Raw genomic sequence first — 17,493 nt, 5'->3', positions numbered from 1 at the left:
CGAGGTCGCTGCGGTCCTCCAGTGCAGCACAAGCTGAGATTGACGGCCGGGGCCGGGGCGCTAGGCTTTCGGGTGTGAGTGGAGGTGGGCGGATCGAAGGCGAGGCGGTAGCGATCGCCGGGGCGAGCGGGACGATCGGCCGCGCGCTGGTGGCCGAGCTTGGCGCCTCGGGACGCGACGTGCTCGCCCTTGGCCGGCGACCTGTCGAAGGGTTCGAACAATGGCCGTCCGTCGCGACCGCAACCGTCGATTTCACCGAACCTGATGCGCTGGCCCGGACTTTGAGCAGAGCGGGCGCCGACACGGTCGTCTCATGCATGGCCTCGCGCAGCGGTTCGCCGCTCGATGCGCAGCTGGTCGATTACGCCGCCAACAGCGCCCTGCTTCGCGCCGCGATTGCCGCCGGGGCGCGCCGGTTCGTCCTCCTTTCGGCGATCTGCGTTCAGCGTCCGCTGCTCGCCTTCCAGCATGCCAAACTCGCTTTCGAAGCGGAACTGATTGCCGCACCGATCGAGCATACGATCGTGCGACCGACTGCCTATTTCAAATCGCTTGCAGGGCAGGCCGGGCGCGTGGCGAAGGGCAAACCGTTTCTGCTGTTCGGCGACGGCGAACTGACCCGGTGCAAACCGATCAGCGACCGCGATCTGGCGCGGTTTCTGGCGCAGTGCATCGATAGCGAGGAGGCGCATGGCGCGATCCTTCCGATCGGCGGAGCGGGGCCGGCGGTGTCGCTGCGCGATTGCGGCACGATGCTGTTCGAGGAGGCGGGGCGCGAACCGCGCTTTCGCTCGGTTCCGCCGGGGATGTTCGTGCTGGCGGCGCGGGTGCTTGGCTGTGGCGCGCCGGTCTCGCCCTGGCTCGCCGCCAAGAGCGAATATGCCCGGATCGCGCATTATTACGCGACGCAGTCGATGCTCGTGCTCGATCCGGGAACCGGTCGCTACGATGCCGACGCGACGCCCGAATTCGGCGCCGACAGCCTTCGCGCGCATTACCGCTCCTTGCTGCAAGCCACGCAGTAACGCGATTTCAGACCTGCGCGAAGACTGCCAGCTGCCTCGTTTTGCTCGCCGCGCGCAGCTTACGGCGAATTGCGATGCCCGAATTTACACATATAAAAATATCTTTATATGATGCGGGTCACGATGCTGATAGATGCCCTCTTCAAGGCGCTGGCCGACCCGACACGGCTGCGCATCGCGCGGCTGCTTTCGGCGATGGAGCTGGCGGTGGGCGAGCTTGCGCAGGTGCTCGGCCAAAGCCAGCCGCGCGTATCGCGCCATATCGGCATTTTGTGCGACGCAGGACTTGCCGAGCGGCGGCGCGAGGGCAGCTGGGTGTTCCTGCGCGCGCCTTCTGGAGAAGAGGGCGGACCGGTGCTCGCCGCGCTCGACCGGTTGCTGGCGATCGCCGAACGCGAGAATGAGGATTTCGGCCGGCTCTGCGCGCAGGACCGCGACAAGCTCGCCGCGATCCGGCGCGCGCGCGAGAGCAATGCCGAGGACTATTTCGCACGCCATGCCGGCGAGTGGGACGAATTGCGCGCGCTCCACACCGGTGAGGCACAGGTCGAGCGCGCGCTGGTCGAAGCGCTCGCAAACACGCCGCTGGGCGCAGTGCTCGATATCGGCACCGGCACCGGACGCATGGCCGAATTGTTCGCGGACAAAGCGGAGCGGATCGTCGCGCTCGACAAGAACCTCGAGATGCTGCGGGTCGCGCGCGCCAAACTTCAGCATCTGCCCATCGCGCAGATCGAACTCGTCCAGGGCGACTTCGCCGATCTTCCCTTTTCAGCGGCGAGTTTCGACACCGTGCTGCTCCACCAGGTGCTGCATTTTGCACAAGAACCAGCGCAGGCGCTCGCCGAAGCGGCGCGGGTCACGCGCGGCGGCGGCCGGATCGCGATCGTCGATTTCGCTGCGCATGATCGCGAGGAATTGCGCGGCCGGCACCAGCATGCGCGCCTCGGCTTCACCGATCGGCAGATGCAGGACCTGCTGGGCCAAGCGGGGTTTGCCGCGATGCGCCCGATCGCGCTCGAAGGCGGCGAGCTGGTGGTCAAGATCTGGCTCGGCAATCGCAGCGAAAGCGCAGGACCCACATACGTCGCGGCATCCTCGGCGAGGAAGCGGGCATGAACCCGACGCTCGACCAGCTGCAGGAAGCGCGCATGGCGCTGGACAGTCCGCTCTTCTCCGGCCTGCCCGGCGATATCGAGGTGAGCTTCGAATTCTTCCCGCCCAAAAGCGCGAAGATGGAAGCGCAATTGTGGGACGCGGTGCAGGAACTCAAACCACTATCGCCCAGCTTCGTCTCGGTCACCTATGGCGCCGGCGGATCGACGCGCGAGCGCACCCATGCGACCGTCGCGCGGATCATCGCCGAAGCGCAGTTGCCCGCCGCCGCGCATCTCACCTGCGTCGCTGCGAGCAAGGATGAAATCCGCGAAGTGGCCGAACATTATTGGGAGGCCGGCGTGCGTCATATCGTCGCCTTGCGCGGCGATGCGGGAAAGCCCGGCGCGCCGTTTACCCCGCACCCTCAAGGCTACACCAACGCCGCCGAGCTGGTCGCCGGGCTGAAGGAGATCGCCGATTTCGAGATTTCGGTCGCCGCCTATCCCGAAACGCACCCCGAGGCCGCCTGCGAGCAGGACGATCTCGATCATTTGAAGCGCAAGCTCGATGCCGGCGCGTCGCGCGCGATCAGCCAGTTCTTCTTCTCACCCGAGACCTTCTTCCGTTTCCGCGACAAGCTGGCGGCGAGTGGGATCGAGCAGAAGGTGCTGCCCGGCATCCTCCCGGTTTCCAACGTCGCGCGCGCCCGCTCCATTGCCGAGGCTTGCGGAACCGCGATTCCCGACTGGATGGACGGTCTGTTCGAAGGGCTCGACGATCGCCCCGCCGCGCGCCAGCTGGTCGCCGCGACCGTGGCGGCCGAGTTGTGCCGCCGGCTTTATGCGGGCGGAGAGCGCGATTTCCATTTCTATACGCTGAACCGCGCCGAGCTCAGCTACGCGATCTGTCACATGCTCGGCAAACGACCGCGCGGCGAAGGAGAGCAGGTATGACGGTTCGCGAACAGCTGATCGAAGCGGCGAGCAAGCGTATCCTCGTCAAGGACGGGCCCTATGGAACCGCGATCCAGAATGCGAAGCTGGCGAGCGCGGATTATGCCGGCGACACCGGGCTCGCGGACGATCAGAAGGGCAATAACGATCTCGTCAATCTGACCCGGCCCGATCTCATCCGCAAAATCTGCGAGGACTATATCGCGGCGGGCGCAAGCGTGTTGGCGACCAACACCTTCAACGCCAACCGCATCAGCCAGGCCGATTACGGCGCGCAAGCGTTGGTGCATGACATCAACCTCGCCGCCGCGAAGGTCATTCGCGAGGCATGCGATGCGGCGAGCGCGAAAGACGGTGTGCCCCGCTTCGTATGCGGCGCGATCGGGCCGACCAACAAGACGCTGTCGCTTTCGCCCGACGTCGAGGATCCGGGCTTTCGCGAGGTGACGTTCGACGAGATCGTCGATGTTTATACGGAGCAGTGCCGCGCGCTGATCGAGGGCGGGGTCGACACGATCCTGATCGAGACGGTGTTCGACACGCTCAACTGCAAGGCGGCGATCATGGCGGTGAAACAGCTCGAACGGGAGCTTGCGCGCGACATCCCGATCATGATCTCCATGACGCTGACCGACCTTTCGGGCCGCAACCTTTCGGGCCATACGGTCGAGGCGTTCTGGTATGCGGTACGGCATGCACGACCGGTCACCGTCGGCCTCAATTGCAGCTTCGGCGCCGATCAGCTGCGCCCGCACGTCAAGGCGCTCTCCGCTATCGCCGACACGTTGCTGATGGCCTATCCCAATGCCGGGCTCCCCAACGAGCTGGGCGAATATGACGAATTGCCCGAGACCACCGCCGGGCTTGTCAAGCAATGGGCGCTTGGTGGGCAGGCCAACATCATCGGCGGCTGCTGCGGCTCGAGCCCGCAGCACATCGCCGCCATGGCCGAAGCGGTCGAAGGGCTGGAGCCGCGCGCCGTGCCGGAACCTGCGCCCGCCATGCGGCTGGCCGGTCTCGAAGCGTTCACCGTCGCGGCCTGATCTCAGTCCCACTCGCTCAGTACGAACAGATAGAAAAGTTTCGCCAGTGAACGCGCCCAATTCCTCTTCCACCTTCATCAATATCGGCGAGCGCACCAATGTCACCGGCTCGGCCCGGTTCAAGAAACTCGTCATGGCCGGCGACTACTCGGCCGCTGTCGAAGTCGCGCGGCAGCAGGTCGAGAACGGCGCGCAGGTGATCGACGTCAACATGGACGAAGGGTTACTCGACGCCGAAGCGGCGATGACCACCTTCCTCAAACTGATCGCCGCTGAACCTGATATTGCGCGCGTGCCTGTGATGATCGACAGCTCCAAGTGGGAGGTGATCGAGGCTGGGCTGAAATGCGTCAGCGGCAAGCCGATCGTCAATTCGATCAGCATGAAGGAAGGCGAGGCGCCGTTCCTCGAGCAGGCGCGCAAATGCATGGCCTATGGCGCCGCGATGGTGGTCATGGCCTTCGACGAGGTCGGCCAGGCCGACACGAAGGCGCGGAAGGTCGAGATCTGCAAGCGCGCCTACGACCTGCTCGTCGCCGAGGGCTTTCCGCCAGAAGACATCATCTTCGATCCCAATATCTTCGCCGTGGCGACGGGAATAGAGGAGCACGACCGCTACGCGCTCGACTTCATCGAGGCGGTCGCGGAGATTAAGGCGCAATGCCCGCACGCCAAGACCAGCGGCGGCCTGTCGAACCTCTCCTTCAGCTTTCGCGGCAACGAGACGGTGCGCCGCGCGATGCATTCGGTGTTCCTCTATCACGCGATCCCCGCCGGGCTCGATATGGCGATCGTCAACGCCGGCCAGCTCGATGTCTACGACACGATCGACCCGGAGCTGCGCGAAGCGTGCGAGGACGTAATCCTGATGCGCCGCCCCCCCGCGGGCAGCGCGCACGGTTCCGCGACCGAGCGGCTGATCGCGCTCGCCGAAAGTTACAAGGGCAAGGGCGCAAAGGATGAGAAAGAGGCCGCCGAATGGCGCGGTTGGGACGTCACGCGCCGCCTCGAACATGCGCTGGTGAAGGGTATCGACGCGCATGTCGTTGCCGATACGGAGGAGGCGCGCGCGGCGCTGGCCGAGGCGGGAGGACGCCCGATCGAAGTGATCGAAGGGCCGCTTATGGACGGGATGAACGTTGTCGGCGACCTGTTCGGCTCAGGCAAGATGTTCCTGCCGCAGGTCGTTAAATCGGCGCGCGTCATGAAGAAGGCGGTCGCCCACCTCATCCCCTATATCGAGGCGGAGAAGGAGGAGGGCGCGCGCGCCAAGGGTACGATCGTGATGGCGACGGTCAAGGGCGACGTGCACGATATCGGCAAGAACATCGTCGGCGTCGTGCTGCAATGCAACGGCTATAAAGTCGTGGATCTTGGCGTCATGGTACCCTGGCAGAACATTCTCCAAGCCGCGAACGAGAACGATGCCGACATGATCGGCCTGTCGGGCCTCATCACTCCCTCGCTCGACGAGATGGTGACGGTCGCCGAGGAAATGACCCGGGCGGAAATGCGCTTGCCGCTGCTGATCGGCGGCGCGACCACCAGCAAGGTGCACACCGCGCTGAGGATCGATCCCGCCTATGATGGCCCGGTGATCCATGTGCTCGACGCAAGCCGGGCGGTGGGCGTCGCGTCCAAGCTGCTCTCCGAAACCCAGGCAGAAGGCTTCGTCGCGGATACGGCGCAGGAATATGTCCGGGTGCGCGATGCGCGATCGGGCAAGGCGCCCAAGCAGCTGCTCTCCCTGGAGGAAGCGCGCGCGAACTATTACGACGCCTATCTCTCAGACAAACCCGCCCCGCCGCTGAAGCCCGGCCTTCATGTGTTCGACGACTGGCCGCTCGAGGAGCTGCGCGACTATATCGACTGGACGCCGTTCTTCCGCGCCTGGGAATTGCACGGCACCTATCCCGCCATTCTCGAAGACGATGTGGTCGGCGAAAGCGCGCGCGCCCTCAAGGCGGATGCGGACGCCATGCTTGAGACGATCATCGCCGAGAATTGGCTGACCGCGCGCGGCGTATGCGGGTTCTGGCCGTGCGCACGGGACGGCGACGATATCACGCTGCACGATCCCGAGGCGGAAGCGCATGTCGTCCTGCCCATGCTGCGTCAGCAGGTGAAGAAGTCGCGCGACCGGGCGAATATGTGCCTGGCCGATTTCATCGATCCGGACGGGGACTGGATCGGCGCGTTCGCGGTCGGGATACACGGGATCGAGCCGCATCTCGCGCGCTTCCGGGCGGAGAAGGACGATTATTCGGACATTCTCCTGAAAGCGCTCGCGGACCGGTTCGCCGAAGCCTTCGCCGAGGCGTTGCACCAGCATGTGCGAAAGGATCTGTGGGGCTATGCGTCGACCGAAGCGTTGGACAATGCGGCGCTGATCCGGGAGGAATATCGCGGCATTCGCCCGGCGCCCGGCTATCCCGCCTGCCCCGATCATTCCCTGAAGCCGCTTCTGTTCGACTTGCTCGATGCGCCGCGCCATGCCGGGCTCACTCTGACGGAGAATTTTGCCATGCTGCCGAGCGCTGCGGTAAGCGGCTTTTATTTCGCCCATCCCGAAGCGCAATATTTCGGAGTGGCGACGATCGGCGGCGATCAACTGGAAGAATATGCCGCGCGCCGCGGCGTCGACGTCGCCACGACCGAACGCTGGCTGCGGCCGAACCTCGAGGCGTAAGCCCGCGGTTAGTCGCGAGCGCCCAGCCGATAATTTCAATAGATTAGAGATTGGGGAACAAGCTGTTCCGGATCGGGACCGCGGAGCTAACTAACGCGTTAATCGGCCATCTCGCCTTTCCAAATCGCGTTTTGATGCTATTTACCTTTTCGCAACGGTGCAGATGATTCGGCAGCCAAAGCCTTAATTTGGTGTCGAATTTTTTTACAACTGCCTTGTGGGCAGGGGGATGGGATGCTTCACAAAACGGGTGTTTTGCTCGCGCTTGCCGCGTTGGGTTTTGCTACGCCGCTTAGTGCGCAGGATCTGGTGCATGAACCCATCAGCCCGACTTTCGGCGGCAACCCGTTCAACTCCAATCACATCCTGGGCATCGCGAACGCGCAGAACGATACCAGCGACCCCGATGCGGTCGACCGGTCGAGTCAATCGAGCATCTTCGCTAGGCAGCTCGAATCCCGCCTGCTCTCCGCACTGTCCTCGCAAGTGGTGGATGCGATTTTCGGCGACAATCCGCAGGACCAGGGCACGATCAGCTTCGGCGGGCAGACGATCGAGTTCTTCCGCTCGCTCGATGAGGTGACGCTCATCATCCGCAACGACGATACGGGCGAAGAAACTCGCATCGTCATTCCGCTGTTCATCGAGGTGAACTGATGCGGCGAGCGGTCAAGCCTCTGCTCGGTGCGGCACTCGCCATGATGGCGACGGGCTGCATGACGGTCGGCAATGACGGGCGCGATCTGTTGCCCGAAGACACCAGCTTCGCTTATTTCCCGAAAAAGACTCAGACGCAGGGTCTGCTTGAACAGCTTCCCGCGCCGCAACGCCAGGTGGCGATCGCGGTTTATGGGTTCACCGATCAGACCGGCCAGTTCAAGCCGACCAATGCCGGGCAGACATTATCGCGCGCGGTCACGCAGGGCGCGAGCTCGATCCTCGTCAAGGCGCTGCAGGATGCAGGCTTGCGTCAATGGTTTACGGTGGTCGAGCGCGAGCGGCTCGATAATCTGCTGAAGGAACGCCAGATCATCGGCGAGATGCGGCGGCGCTATCTGGGCGAGGAGGAAGTCGATCCCAACGCTCTTCCCGCGCTGCTCTTTGCCGGCGTGTTGCTCGAGGGCGGTATCATCGGCTACGATACGAATACGGTGACCGGCGGCGCGGGCGCGGCTTTCCTCGGGATCGGCGGGCGCACCGAATATCGCCAGGACACGGTGACGGTCTATCTGCGCGCCGTCTCGGTGCGCACGGGCGAAGTGCTCACGAACGTCCAGGCATCCAAAACCATTGCCAGCCAGGCGATCGGCGCCAATGCCTATCGCTTCGTGGCTTTCCGCGAATTGCTCGAAGCCGAATGGGGCATCACCGCGAACGAACCCGATCAGGTCGCCTTGCAGCAGGCGATCGAGAAGGCCGTTTACGGACTGGTGCTCGAGGGTGTGGAGCTTGATCTGTGGCGGTTCGCCGACATGGACCGGGCCCAGGGTCTTCTCGCGACATACCGCGCCGAGCGCGACGGAATATACGATGCCGCCGACGTTCAAAACGCGGTGCGCAAAGCAGGTTCTCTGACGGCGCTTACGATCGTCGAGGATGATAACGAAGCGAATGAGGGGTCTTGACCTGATCTTCGCTCACCGACCGGACCGGTTCGACCGATAGATATCGGCGCGGCGAGGTCCAGGGCCGCAAAAAGTAGCGCGCAAAGGAGCTGCAACTCCAATGCGCGCGAGGGATGGTAACGGGTGATGCTACGGTACGTCCCGCGTCTCAGGGCGCGGGTTCCTTCGTGGTATCGCCCAAAAACAGGGGTGATGCAATATGAAGAACTATCTATACCTTGCCGCGTCCACGGTTGCGCTTGCAACCGCCACGCCGGCTTTCGCACAGAACAACACGAGCGACGTCGATCAGTCGGGCAACGCCCACGAGGCTGAAGTCGTTCAGTCGGGCGAAAACTCCAACTCCGACATCGACCAGGAAAACAAGGACAATGTTGCTTACGTTGAGCAGCAGGAAAACACTGACGGTGCGTCGAGCATTATCGAGCAGACCGGTAAGGACGAGCGCGCCAGCGTCATTCAGGTTTCCGGCGCGGCGAACTCGACCATCGACCAGGAGGGCGGCGCGCAGAACGCCAGCGTCCTTCAGGACGGTTCGAGCACCTCGATCATCGAGCAAAGCGAACGTTTCAACGAAGCCAGCGTCAATCAGTTCGGCGACGACAACCTCAGCACCGTGAACCAGAGCGGAGTCAACGGCGCAGCTGGCGATCCCGACAATGATTACGATGTCGCCGATGATCCCAACCGCGTGGGTGTCAGCCAGGACGGCGATCGCAACTCCAGCATGATCAACCAAACCGGCGACAACACCGTGGCCGACGTCAACACGATCGGCGACGACAACATCGTCACGATCAATCAGCAGGGCGATTTCTCGAACGCTCTCGTCAATCAGCTCGGCGATGGCAACACCGCAACGGTCATACGCCAGAGCGGCGACGGCACGGGCAACAGCAGTCCGGCGACCCAGCCAGTGACCCCGTCGGTCTTTGCCGACGCCCTCATCGATCAGCAGGGCGACGATAACAATGCGTCGATCTCGCAAGAAGACGTACCGGTCAATGCCTCGATCTTCCAGAACGGCAGTGGCAACGATTCGACCATCACGCAGACGTCGACTTCGAGCGGGTCTTCGGCGACCTCGATGCAGAACAGCGACGACAACTTCTCCGACATCAACCAGTCGGGCTCCTCGAGCGTTTCCGTCACGCAGGGCGGCGGGGATAACGGCTTTAATTCACGCTCCTTCGATGGCACCGCCACCGCCGAGAGCACCGGCACGTCCTACGACAACAATGTCTCGCTGGTCGACCAGTCGGGCGACGATTCGAGCATCACGATCGGCCAGGATGGCGTGATCAACCGCTCGAACGTCGATCAGAGTGCGAACGACGCGACGATCAGCGTCTCGCAGACCGGGATCTACAACACCTCCGCCATCGATCAGTCGGGCGATGGTTCGGAAGCCAGCGTCACCCAGGGCGGCTCGCATGGACGCAACGTCTCGGGTATTACCCAGTCGGGCGCGAACGGGTCTGCCACCGTAATCCAGACCGCATCCGATCTTCGTCCGCCGGAACGTTCGCCGACCCAGGAAAGCTTCATCACTCAATCGGGCGACGATGCCGAGGCATTCGTCGTGCAAACGGGTGACGAGAACCTTTCCGAAGTCGATCAGACGGGAACCACCAACATCGCGGATGTCAGCCAGAGCGGGGTCGGCCTCACCTCCGACATCGACCAGAGCGGTACGGGAACACTGGCCGAAGTCGATCAGGACGGAGCGGACAACAGCTCGACCATCACGCAGACCGGCCTTCTGAACGGCGCGCGGGTGACGCAATCGGGCGAGCGTAACAATTCGACGATCACTCAGTCCGCGACGGTGCTTTCGGGTGCGATCGTCGAACAGTCCGGCGACGACAACAGTTCGACGATCACGCAGAGCCCCATCGGCGGCCATCAGGCCAACGTCCTGCAATCCGGCGATCGCAACACGTCGAGCGTGTCGCAGAGCGGCCTTGCGCAGGATGCCGGTCAGTATCTGGATGATACCGATGTCGGCGTGATCCAGGCTGGCGATGACGGCCAGTCCACGATCACCCAGTCGGGTGGTTTCCAGACCGCTTTCGTCGAACAGCTCTCCGACAGCGTCCGTGCGACCTCGACGATCGATCAGGGCACGAATGGCGGGTTCCTCGGCATTGGGGCCGGATCGGGCCAGCTGGCCACGGTCGAGCAGGGCGGGACGGACAACCGTTCGGCCATCACGCAGCGTGGGACCGATCAGGAAGCCGACGTCTCGCAATCAGGGACCAACAACCAGTCCACGATCAATCAGGGCGATGTGCTGACCGGTTTCTTCACGAACGGGATCAATACCGGTTCGGACAACCTTGCGACCGTGACCCAGACGGGCACCGATGGAACCTCGCTGATCGACCAGCTTGGCGGGGACAACGAGGCTATCCTCACTCAGAGCGGCTTGGACAATGACTCGACCATTTTCCAGAATGGCGACCTGAATACGGCCGACGTCATGCAGACCGGTTCGGGCGGCATGTCCGAGGTTAGCCAGATCGGCAATAGCAACACGGCAACGGTCAACCAGCACGGCGCGCCGTAAGGGATTGACCTCGGGGGCGTGTCACACCGGCACGTCCCCGACGCAACTATGGCGGGAAACCGCCATTTCGATACAAGCTGGGCACAGACCTCGCATCTTCACAATACGTCGCATTTCTTAACAACCAGTTGAAGGAAGCTACGATGAAAAAGACAATTCTCACGACCGCCTCGATCCTCGCTTTTGCGATCGCCGCCCCTGCCAGCGCCCAGTCGCTGATCACGCCTGACGGCGTCTCGGGCAACCAGTCCGACATCGATCAGAACGGCAACAACAACGACGCGTCGGTCTCGCAGGGGCCGGGTGTCGAAAACCTTGCCGAGATCGATCAGGACGGCAATCGCAACGAAGCGGTGATCGATCAGCAGAACGCCAATCCGGCGGGCATGGTCGGCTTCTCGAACGCAGCCAACGAAGCGCTGATCATCCAGGACGGCGACGATGCTTTCGCGTCGATCGAGCAGGACAGCCAGGGCCCGTCCACGAACGACAACAACGATGCCTCCGTCACGCAATACAGCGCGGGCGGTGCGGGCTTCGACGTGGACAGCCGGCTTTCCTCGCTCAGCGTCTCGCCGGCCACGAATACCGGTGCCGTCGCCGACAATGCCGCGGTGGTGCGTCAGACCAGCGGCCGCAATAACAACGCCGACATCGATCAGGGTGTCGATGGCGGCGCGGTCACCGGCAACCTCGCCTATGTCGAGCAGATCGGCAGCGGCCACGATGCGACGATCCTCCAGACCGGCAACGACAACGCCGCGCTGGTCGATGAATCGGGCTTCACGCTCGCGGATTCGAACAATGATGTCGACATCGTTCAGACCGGCAACGGCAACCTGGCCGATATCGATCAGGATGGCAGCGACCTTACCACCATGGTGACCCAGAGCGGCTTGGACAACCAAGCTTACGTGATGGATCAGCAGGGTATGAATAACGAGATCACGATCACCCAGACGGGGAACGAAAACCTCGCGACGATCGACGATCAGAACGGCTCGGGCAACGCCATCACCGTCGACCAGTTCGGCTTCGCCGATGAGGTGTTGATCAGCCAGGACGGCACCGGCAACACCAGCAACACGACGCAGACCGGCACGGGTGCAGGCGGCAATTACGCCAAGGTCAGCCAGACCGGCAACGACAACCTGTCGAACATCACGCAGGACGGCGAGAGCAACACCGCAACCGTCACGCAGACGAGCGACAACAATGTGTCGAACATCAACCAGAACGGCACCGGCAACACCGCCACCGTCACCCAAGGCTAACTTGGAGAACTCGAACCGGGCGGGCTCCTAGATGGCGTCCGCCCGGCTCACCCCCTTTGGGTCAGCGCGAATCCAAATCGATCGCAGAACAGTCGCGTGGATAAACAGAGTTGAAAAGGAACTCAGCATGACAAAGACTATTCTTACCGGTGCGTCGATCTTGGCGCTCGCCGCGGCCGCTCCCGCCTTTGCGCAGAGCACGTCCGATGTCGATCAGAACGGCGACAGCAATGCCGCTGTCGTGGTGCAGAGCGGCAGCAGCACCTCCGATATCGATCAGGATGGCGACGGCAACTTCGCCGGCAACGATCAGAGCGGTGATCTGAACATCTCCATCATCGATCAGGACGCTTTCCAGGCCTATGCCGACGTCACTCAGGACGGCGATCGCAACAGCTCGACCGTGACGCAGGACGACCCGTTCAATCCGCCCGACGAAGACGGCACGATCGGCGAGCCCGGCTTCGATCCGGATGCGACCGTCGATCAGCAGGGCAACGACAACACGTCGACCATCACCCAGACTATCGCCGCGAACGGCGGGTACAACCAGTCCGCCAACGTCACACAGAACAACGATAATAACACCTCGACCATCGATCAGAACTCCAATGGTTCGGGCTACACCGGCGGTCACATCGCGACGGTCGAGCAGAACGGAAGCGCCACTTCCGACATCGTGCAGACCGGCACCGATGGCGGCAAGGATCTGCGTGCCAGAGTGACGCAAACCGACTCGAACTCGATCGTTACCCAGATCGCGACTGCCGGTCGGGGCCCGAACCCGGCTGCCCTAGCCGTCGTCGACCAGCTTGGCGGTTCGAACTCGGACATCCAGCAGACCCTGAACGGAAGCCTGACTGGCGATCTGTTTGCGTCGGTGACCCAGAATAACGGGGCGACTTCCAACATCGTTCAGACGGCGAATGGCGACCAGTCTACTGATATGGACGCAATCGTTACGCAGAACGGTGCTTCGACTTCGAATATCACCCAAACCTATGGTCAGCCCGGCTCGCGGAACTTCTCGGCAACGGTCGTTCAGAACGGAGACGGGCACGAATCGAACATCACGCAGCGCGACCGGTCTCCCGGTTCGGTTTCCAACCCAGATCAGGACGTTATCGCCGAGGTGAACCAGAGCGGCGGCGGCAACCTTTCTAACCTGACGCAGGACAATAAGGGCCTTTTTGCGGATATCGATCAGACCGGCTTCGACAATATTTCGAACGCCAGGCAGGTCGATGCCGGCAACACCCTCGAGGTCCTGCAATCGGGCGATGAAAACAACTCGTTCATCGATCAGCGCGCCCTCAACAATCTCGCAGCGGTGACCCAGGCGGGTATCGGCGCAAGTTCGGAAATTCGTCAACGCGGCCGCAAGGACCAAGCATTCGTCGACCAGCTGACTGGTTCGGACGAGTCCACCGTCAACATTCTCCAGCGTGGAGCCGGCGGCCTTCAGTCGCGCGCTGTCGCAGACGTTTCGCAGAGCGGTGCCGACAACCTCGCCAACGTCCTTCAGGACGGGTTCGACACGCAGGCGACGGTCAACCAATCGGGAGCGAGCAATGAGAGCCGTATCACCCAGAACGGCCTGGTCGACGGGGTGCTCACCACTGCGAGCGTCACCCAGTCGGGCAGCGACAACCTGTCGGACATCTTCCAGAAAGGTTCGGGCAACTCGGTGAATGTCCTCCAGGCGAGCGACAACAACATTTCGCGCATCGACCAGAACGGGAATGGCAACAGCGCTTCGGTGACGCAGAACTGACATCGTACGGGGCGGGCCGAGAGGTTCGCCCCGTCGGCTAACTGAATAACAATTTGAAGACGAAGAAGGGGAAAATTGATGAAGAACACTATCCTTACCACGGCGTCGATCCTGGCGCTCGCGACCGCGGCTCCGGCCTTTGCGCAAAGCAACTCGGAGATCGATCAGCAGGGCGATGGCAATTCCGTAATCGTCGCGCAGACCGGCGACAACACCTCGACGATCAATCAGGTCGCAGACCAAGCTCTTGCTGATGTGAACCAGTCGGGTTCGGGGAACGTTTCGGACATCGATCAGAACGACGATGCCAACAACGGGAATGACGGCGGATCGACCGGCGTCGCTGATTTCGACCCAGAGGCGATCGTCGTACAAGAGGGTACGGACAATGCGTCTACGATCACGCAGGACATTGCTGCGGGAAGTTTCAATCAGGTCGCCGAGATCGATCAGAGCGGCGCCGACAACATATCGATCATCGACCAGAACTCGAATGGGCCGGGTTACACTGGTGGCCTTCGTGCTACCGTCAGTCAGAACGGCAATTCGAGCTCGAACATCGCGCAGACCGGCACCAATAGCGGCAAAAATATGCGTGCCAGTGTGACGCAGTTAGACTCGACCTCAACCGTGACGCAGATCGCGAGCGATACCAGCGGGTTCAACCCGTCGGCCAGCGCGACGCTAAATCAGAGGGGCGGTTCCGACGCCAATGTCTTACAGACCGTTTCGGGCGAGCAATCCGGCGACGTCATCACTACCATCGACCAGGATGGCGGAGCGTCGGCGAATGTCACGCAGACCGCTGCGGGCGATCCCACCGGTTTCAATACTACGGCGGGCGCCAAAGGTTCGAACAATCTCAACGTCGATATCGATCAGAACGGCGCTTCGACGGCCAATGTCACGCAGCTTGCGACCGGCGCCAGCTCGCGCGACCTCAACGCGAGGATCGACCAGACCGGTGCGAACGAGTCGACCATCAACCAGTCCGCATCGGGCTTCAACGCACGCGGCCTGAATGCGACCAACATTCAGACCGGCGGTTCGACTTCGAATATCGATCAGACCGCCAGCGGCCGCGCCAGTTCGCGCATCTTCGCCGTGGTGAACCAGGACGATTCGACCGCGGACGTCGATCAGGTGATCGACGGCGACGGATCGCGACAGGTCCGCGCTGAAGTGGACCAGTTCGCGGGCTCGGATGCGACCGTGTTGCAGACCATTTCGGGCGATAACGCGAGCAATGTGTTCGCCAATATCGACCAGGACAATGGTGCCGACGCTACCGTGAACCAGACCATCAACGGCGATGGCGGGGCGAACCTCACCGCAGTCGTCGATCAGGAGGGTGCGAGCACGGCGTTGATCAACCAGACGTTCAACAACCAGCAGTCGAACGATGCCGACGCGTCGATCACGCAGACCGGCGACCTCAACACCGGTACTATCAACCAGCAGGATCAGGGTGGCGCCAACGTTAATAACGGCGTCGGCGATGGCCGGCTCGAGGCTACCATCGTGCAGGAAGGCTTCAGCAACAGCTCGACGATCAACCAGTTCAACCGCGAACAGACCGCGTCGAGCACGCAGCTTGGCAACGACGGCGACTCGCTGATCAACCAGAACGGCATCGGACAGGACGCGACCCTTCTACAGACCGCCACTTCGGATGGTGAAGTGTCGAACATCGATCAGGGCGGCTTCGGCCAGACGGCGAACGTCACCCAGTCGGGTGTCGGCAACGAGTCGGATGTCGACCAGTTCGGCGAAGGCAACAACACTGCCAATGTCAGCCAGGCCGGCACCAGCGGCTTCGCCACGGTCAGTCAGGAAGGCAATGCTCGCGGCGAAACCGCGAATATCACGCAGACCGCTACCGCGGTCTTCAACGATGCGGTGATCACCCAGACCGGGGACGATGATGCCGGTTCGCCTGCCAATAACAGCACGGCTTCGATCACCCAGGGCGGTGGGGAAGACAATTTCTCCAACATCGATCAGAGCGGTTTCAGCAACGAAGCGACCAACACGCAGGAAGGCGATCGTCTGTTCTCGGACATCGTGCAGGCTGGCACGAACAACTCGGTTTTCGTCGCACAGATTGGCGAAGAGAACTCCAGCACGGTCGAGCAGTTCGCCCCAGGCGAAGATAATGAGCTGAGTGTCGATCAGTCCGGATCGTTCAACAGTTCGGTCGCCTTCCAAGGGCCGGGCAACGGGAATGTCGGATCGGTAACCCAGGCGTCCACCGGAAACTCCAGTTTCCTGGATCAGGGTGCGTTCGGCGACAACAACGAAGCCGAGGTCTCGCAAACCGGCGCAGATAACTCCAGTGAGGTTCTGCAGAACTTCTTTGGTGCAGGCGGCGACAACTTCGCCAGTGTCGACCAGTCCGGCGACCTCAACCTGAGCGTCATCGAACAGGATGGGTCGTCCAACAGCGCGACTGTCAGCCAGACTTCGGACAGCAACTTCTCGAACGTCTTCCAGGACGGCACCGGCAACAGCGCCGTGGTCACGCAGGGAGCGTCGAACTAAGCGAGGGTTCCGGGCGGGGCGATATGTGCCTCGCCCGGACCACATTCTTCTCCTATAAGAGTTTTCGCCATGAGCCACCTGACCCTTCGATCCACCGCTTGTGCCCTGTTCGGGCTGATCGCGGCCGGCGCGCTCGGCGCTGCGCCGCTTTACGCACAGGGCAACGGGAACGGCGGCAACGGCAATACACCGCCGGGCAATCCGTGCGGCAACGGGCCGGGTGTCGGCACCGGCAATCCGTGCGGCGGCAATAACGGCAATAACGGCGCGCAAGGCAATTCAGGCAATGGCGCGAATGATGATGGCGAAGTTGTCGAGATCGAGGAGGGCGGCTTTCGCACCGTCAGCCGACCTGCGCGCAACGACACCGGCGTCTTCATCAGCCAGGTCGGCTCGGGTAATGTGGCCGGGGTCGAACAGCAGAACGCCGCAAGCTACGCGCTGGTCGCACAGAGCGGCTCGAACAATACCGCCACGCTCGATCAGAGAGATAACGGCAATCACTATGCGGAGGTGGCTCAGGACGGCAACGATAACGTGCTGACCGCTGCCCAGGTCGCCGATGGCGATACCGTCCTGCTGTTTGCCCAGCGCGGCGATCGCAATACGGCCGCAGTCGTCCAAGGCGAGGCGGGCACCGGCTACAGCGCCGCCGAGATAATGCAGGACGGCCTCAACAACGAGCTGAGCCTGATACAGAACGGCTCGGACAATCAGGCGCGGCTGACCCAGTCGGGCGACGGTAATGCGATGAGCGCGACCCAGCTGTCGAGCGGCAATCGGTTGGAATGGAGTCAGATCGGGAACGACCTGTCCGACCTCAACATCACGCAGGGAGGGGGTCAGACCATGGTGATCACCCAGACCAACGGCGGTGGCTGACCGCTTCCTCGCCGCGTTTC

At 62.4% G+C, this 17,493-nt stretch carries 12 protein-coding genes; all 12 read left to right on the top strand.

Annotation, left to right across the window (positions count from 1 at the left end; translation table 11 throughout):
- The first annotated feature begins 74 nt into the window (after positions 1-74).
- The 12 genes from V2I30_RS08585 (at position 75) to V2I30_RS08530 (ending at position 17,473) form a co-directional block, all read left to right on the top strand.
- On the top strand, positions 75-1,025 hold the full coding sequence (locus tag V2I30_RS08585; protein WP_330661721.1) for an NAD(P)H-binding protein: 951 nt from the start codon (positions 75-77) through the stop codon (positions 1,023-1,025).
- A 123-nt stretch (positions 1,026-1,148) separates the two neighbouring features.
- Complete coding sequence (locus V2I30_RS08580) at positions 1,149-2,144, top strand: ArsR/SmtB family transcription factor (protein ID WP_330661924.1); 996 nt, start codon at positions 1,149-1,151, stop codon at positions 2,142-2,144.
- Positions 2,141-3,076 carry a methylenetetrahydrofolate reductase [NAD(P)H] gene (gene metF, locus V2I30_RS08575; protein WP_330661720.1) on the top strand — a complete coding sequence of 312 codons (936 nt, stop codon included), beginning with the start codon at positions 2,141-2,143 and terminating at the stop codon, positions 3,074-3,076. Before V2I30_RS08580 ends, metF begins: the two co-directional genes overlap by 4 nt.
- Positions 3,073-4,119, top strand: a complete 1,047-nt coding sequence (locus V2I30_RS08570) for a homocysteine S-methyltransferase family protein (RefSeq protein ID WP_330661719.1) — start codon at positions 3,073-3,075, stop codon at positions 4,117-4,119. The genes metF and V2I30_RS08570 overlap by 4 nt, the downstream gene beginning before the upstream one ends.
- A 46-nt stretch (positions 4,120-4,165) precedes the next feature.
- Complete coding sequence (gene metH / locus V2I30_RS08565; protein ID WP_330661718.1) at positions 4,166-6,808, top strand: methionine synthase; 2,643 nt, start codon at positions 4,166-4,168, stop codon at positions 6,806-6,808.
- Between the two features lie 234 nt (positions 6,809-7,042).
- Positions 7,043-7,465 carry a curli assembly protein CsgF gene (locus V2I30_RS08560; RefSeq protein ID WP_330661717.1) on the top strand — a complete coding sequence of 141 codons (423 nt, stop codon included), beginning with the start codon at positions 7,043-7,045 and terminating at the stop codon, positions 7,463-7,465.
- Positions 7,465-8,433: a CsgG/HfaB family protein gene (locus V2I30_RS08555; RefSeq protein WP_330661715.1), complete on the top strand. Its 969-nt coding sequence runs from the start codon at positions 7,465-7,467 to the stop codon at positions 8,431-8,433. The genes V2I30_RS08560 and V2I30_RS08555 overlap by 1 nt, the downstream gene beginning before the upstream one ends.
- A gap of 199 nt (positions 8,434-8,632) precedes the next feature.
- Positions 8,633-11,002 (top strand): hypothetical protein, encoded by a 2,370-nt coding sequence (locus tag V2I30_RS08550; RefSeq protein WP_330661713.1) that lies wholly within the window; start codon positions 8,633-8,635, stop codon positions 11,000-11,002.
- Between the two features lie 143 nt (positions 11,003-11,145).
- Positions 11,146-12,276, top strand: a complete 1,131-nt coding sequence (locus V2I30_RS08545; protein ID WP_330661712.1) for a hypothetical protein — start codon at positions 11,146-11,148, stop codon at positions 12,274-12,276.
- 127 nt (positions 12,277-12,403) lie between these two features.
- Entirely contained in the window at positions 12,404-14,050 is a 1,647-nt protein-coding gene (locus tag V2I30_RS08540) for a Curlin associated protein (RefSeq protein ID WP_330661710.1), read from the top strand.
- A 78-nt stretch (positions 14,051-14,128) separates the two neighbouring features.
- Positions 14,129-16,591, top strand: a complete 2,463-nt coding sequence (locus tag V2I30_RS08535) for a beta strand repeat-containing protein (RefSeq protein ID WP_330661709.1) — start codon at positions 14,129-14,131, stop codon at positions 16,589-16,591.
- A gap of 69 nt (positions 16,592-16,660) precedes the next feature.
- Complete coding sequence (locus tag V2I30_RS08530) at positions 16,661-17,473, top strand: hypothetical protein (RefSeq protein WP_330661708.1); 813 nt, start codon at positions 16,661-16,663, stop codon at positions 17,471-17,473.
- The last annotated feature ends 20 nt before the right edge of the window (positions 17,474-17,493 follow it).

The sequence above is a fragment of the Erythrobacter sp. genome (assembly GCF_036351135.1).
Classification (GTDB): domain Bacteria; phylum Pseudomonadota; class Alphaproteobacteria; order Sphingomonadales; family Sphingomonadaceae; genus Erythrobacter.
The sequence above is the reverse complement of the archived record's forward strand: the minus strand, read 5'-3'. Positions and strand labels throughout refer to the sequence as shown.

Coding starts and splice junctions, on each gene's coding strand:
- V2I30_RS08580 (WP_330661924.1), top strand. CDS start 1,149: ATGCTGATAGATGCCCTCTTCAAGGCGCTGGCCGACCCGACACGGCTG.
- metF (WP_330661720.1), top strand. CDS start 2,141: ATGAACCCGACGCTCGACCAGCTGCAGGAAGCGCGCATGGCGCTGGAC.
- V2I30_RS08570 (WP_330661719.1), top strand. CDS start 3,073: ATGACGGTTCGCGAACAGCTGATCGAAGCGGCGAGCAAGCGTATCCTC.
- V2I30_RS08560 (WP_330661717.1), top strand. CDS start 7,043: ATGCTTCACAAAACGGGTGTTTTGCTCGCGCTTGCCGCGTTGGGTTTT.
- V2I30_RS08555 (WP_330661715.1), top strand. CDS start 7,465: ATGCGGCGAGCGGTCAAGCCTCTGCTCGGTGCGGCACTCGCCATGATG.
- V2I30_RS08550 (WP_330661713.1), top strand. CDS start 8,633: ATGAAGAACTATCTATACCTTGCCGCGTCCACGGTTGCGCTTGCAACC.
- V2I30_RS08545 (WP_330661712.1), top strand. CDS start 11,146: ATGAAAAAGACAATTCTCACGACCGCCTCGATCCTCGCTTTTGCGATC.
- V2I30_RS08540 (WP_330661710.1), top strand. CDS start 12,404: ATGACAAAGACTATTCTTACCGGTGCGTCGATCTTGGCGCTCGCCGCG.
- V2I30_RS08535 (WP_330661709.1), top strand. CDS start 14,129: ATGAAGAACACTATCCTTACCACGGCGTCGATCCTGGCGCTCGCGACC.
- V2I30_RS08530 (WP_330661708.1), top strand. CDS start 16,661: ATGAGCCACCTGACCCTTCGATCCACCGCTTGTGCCCTGTTCGGGCTG.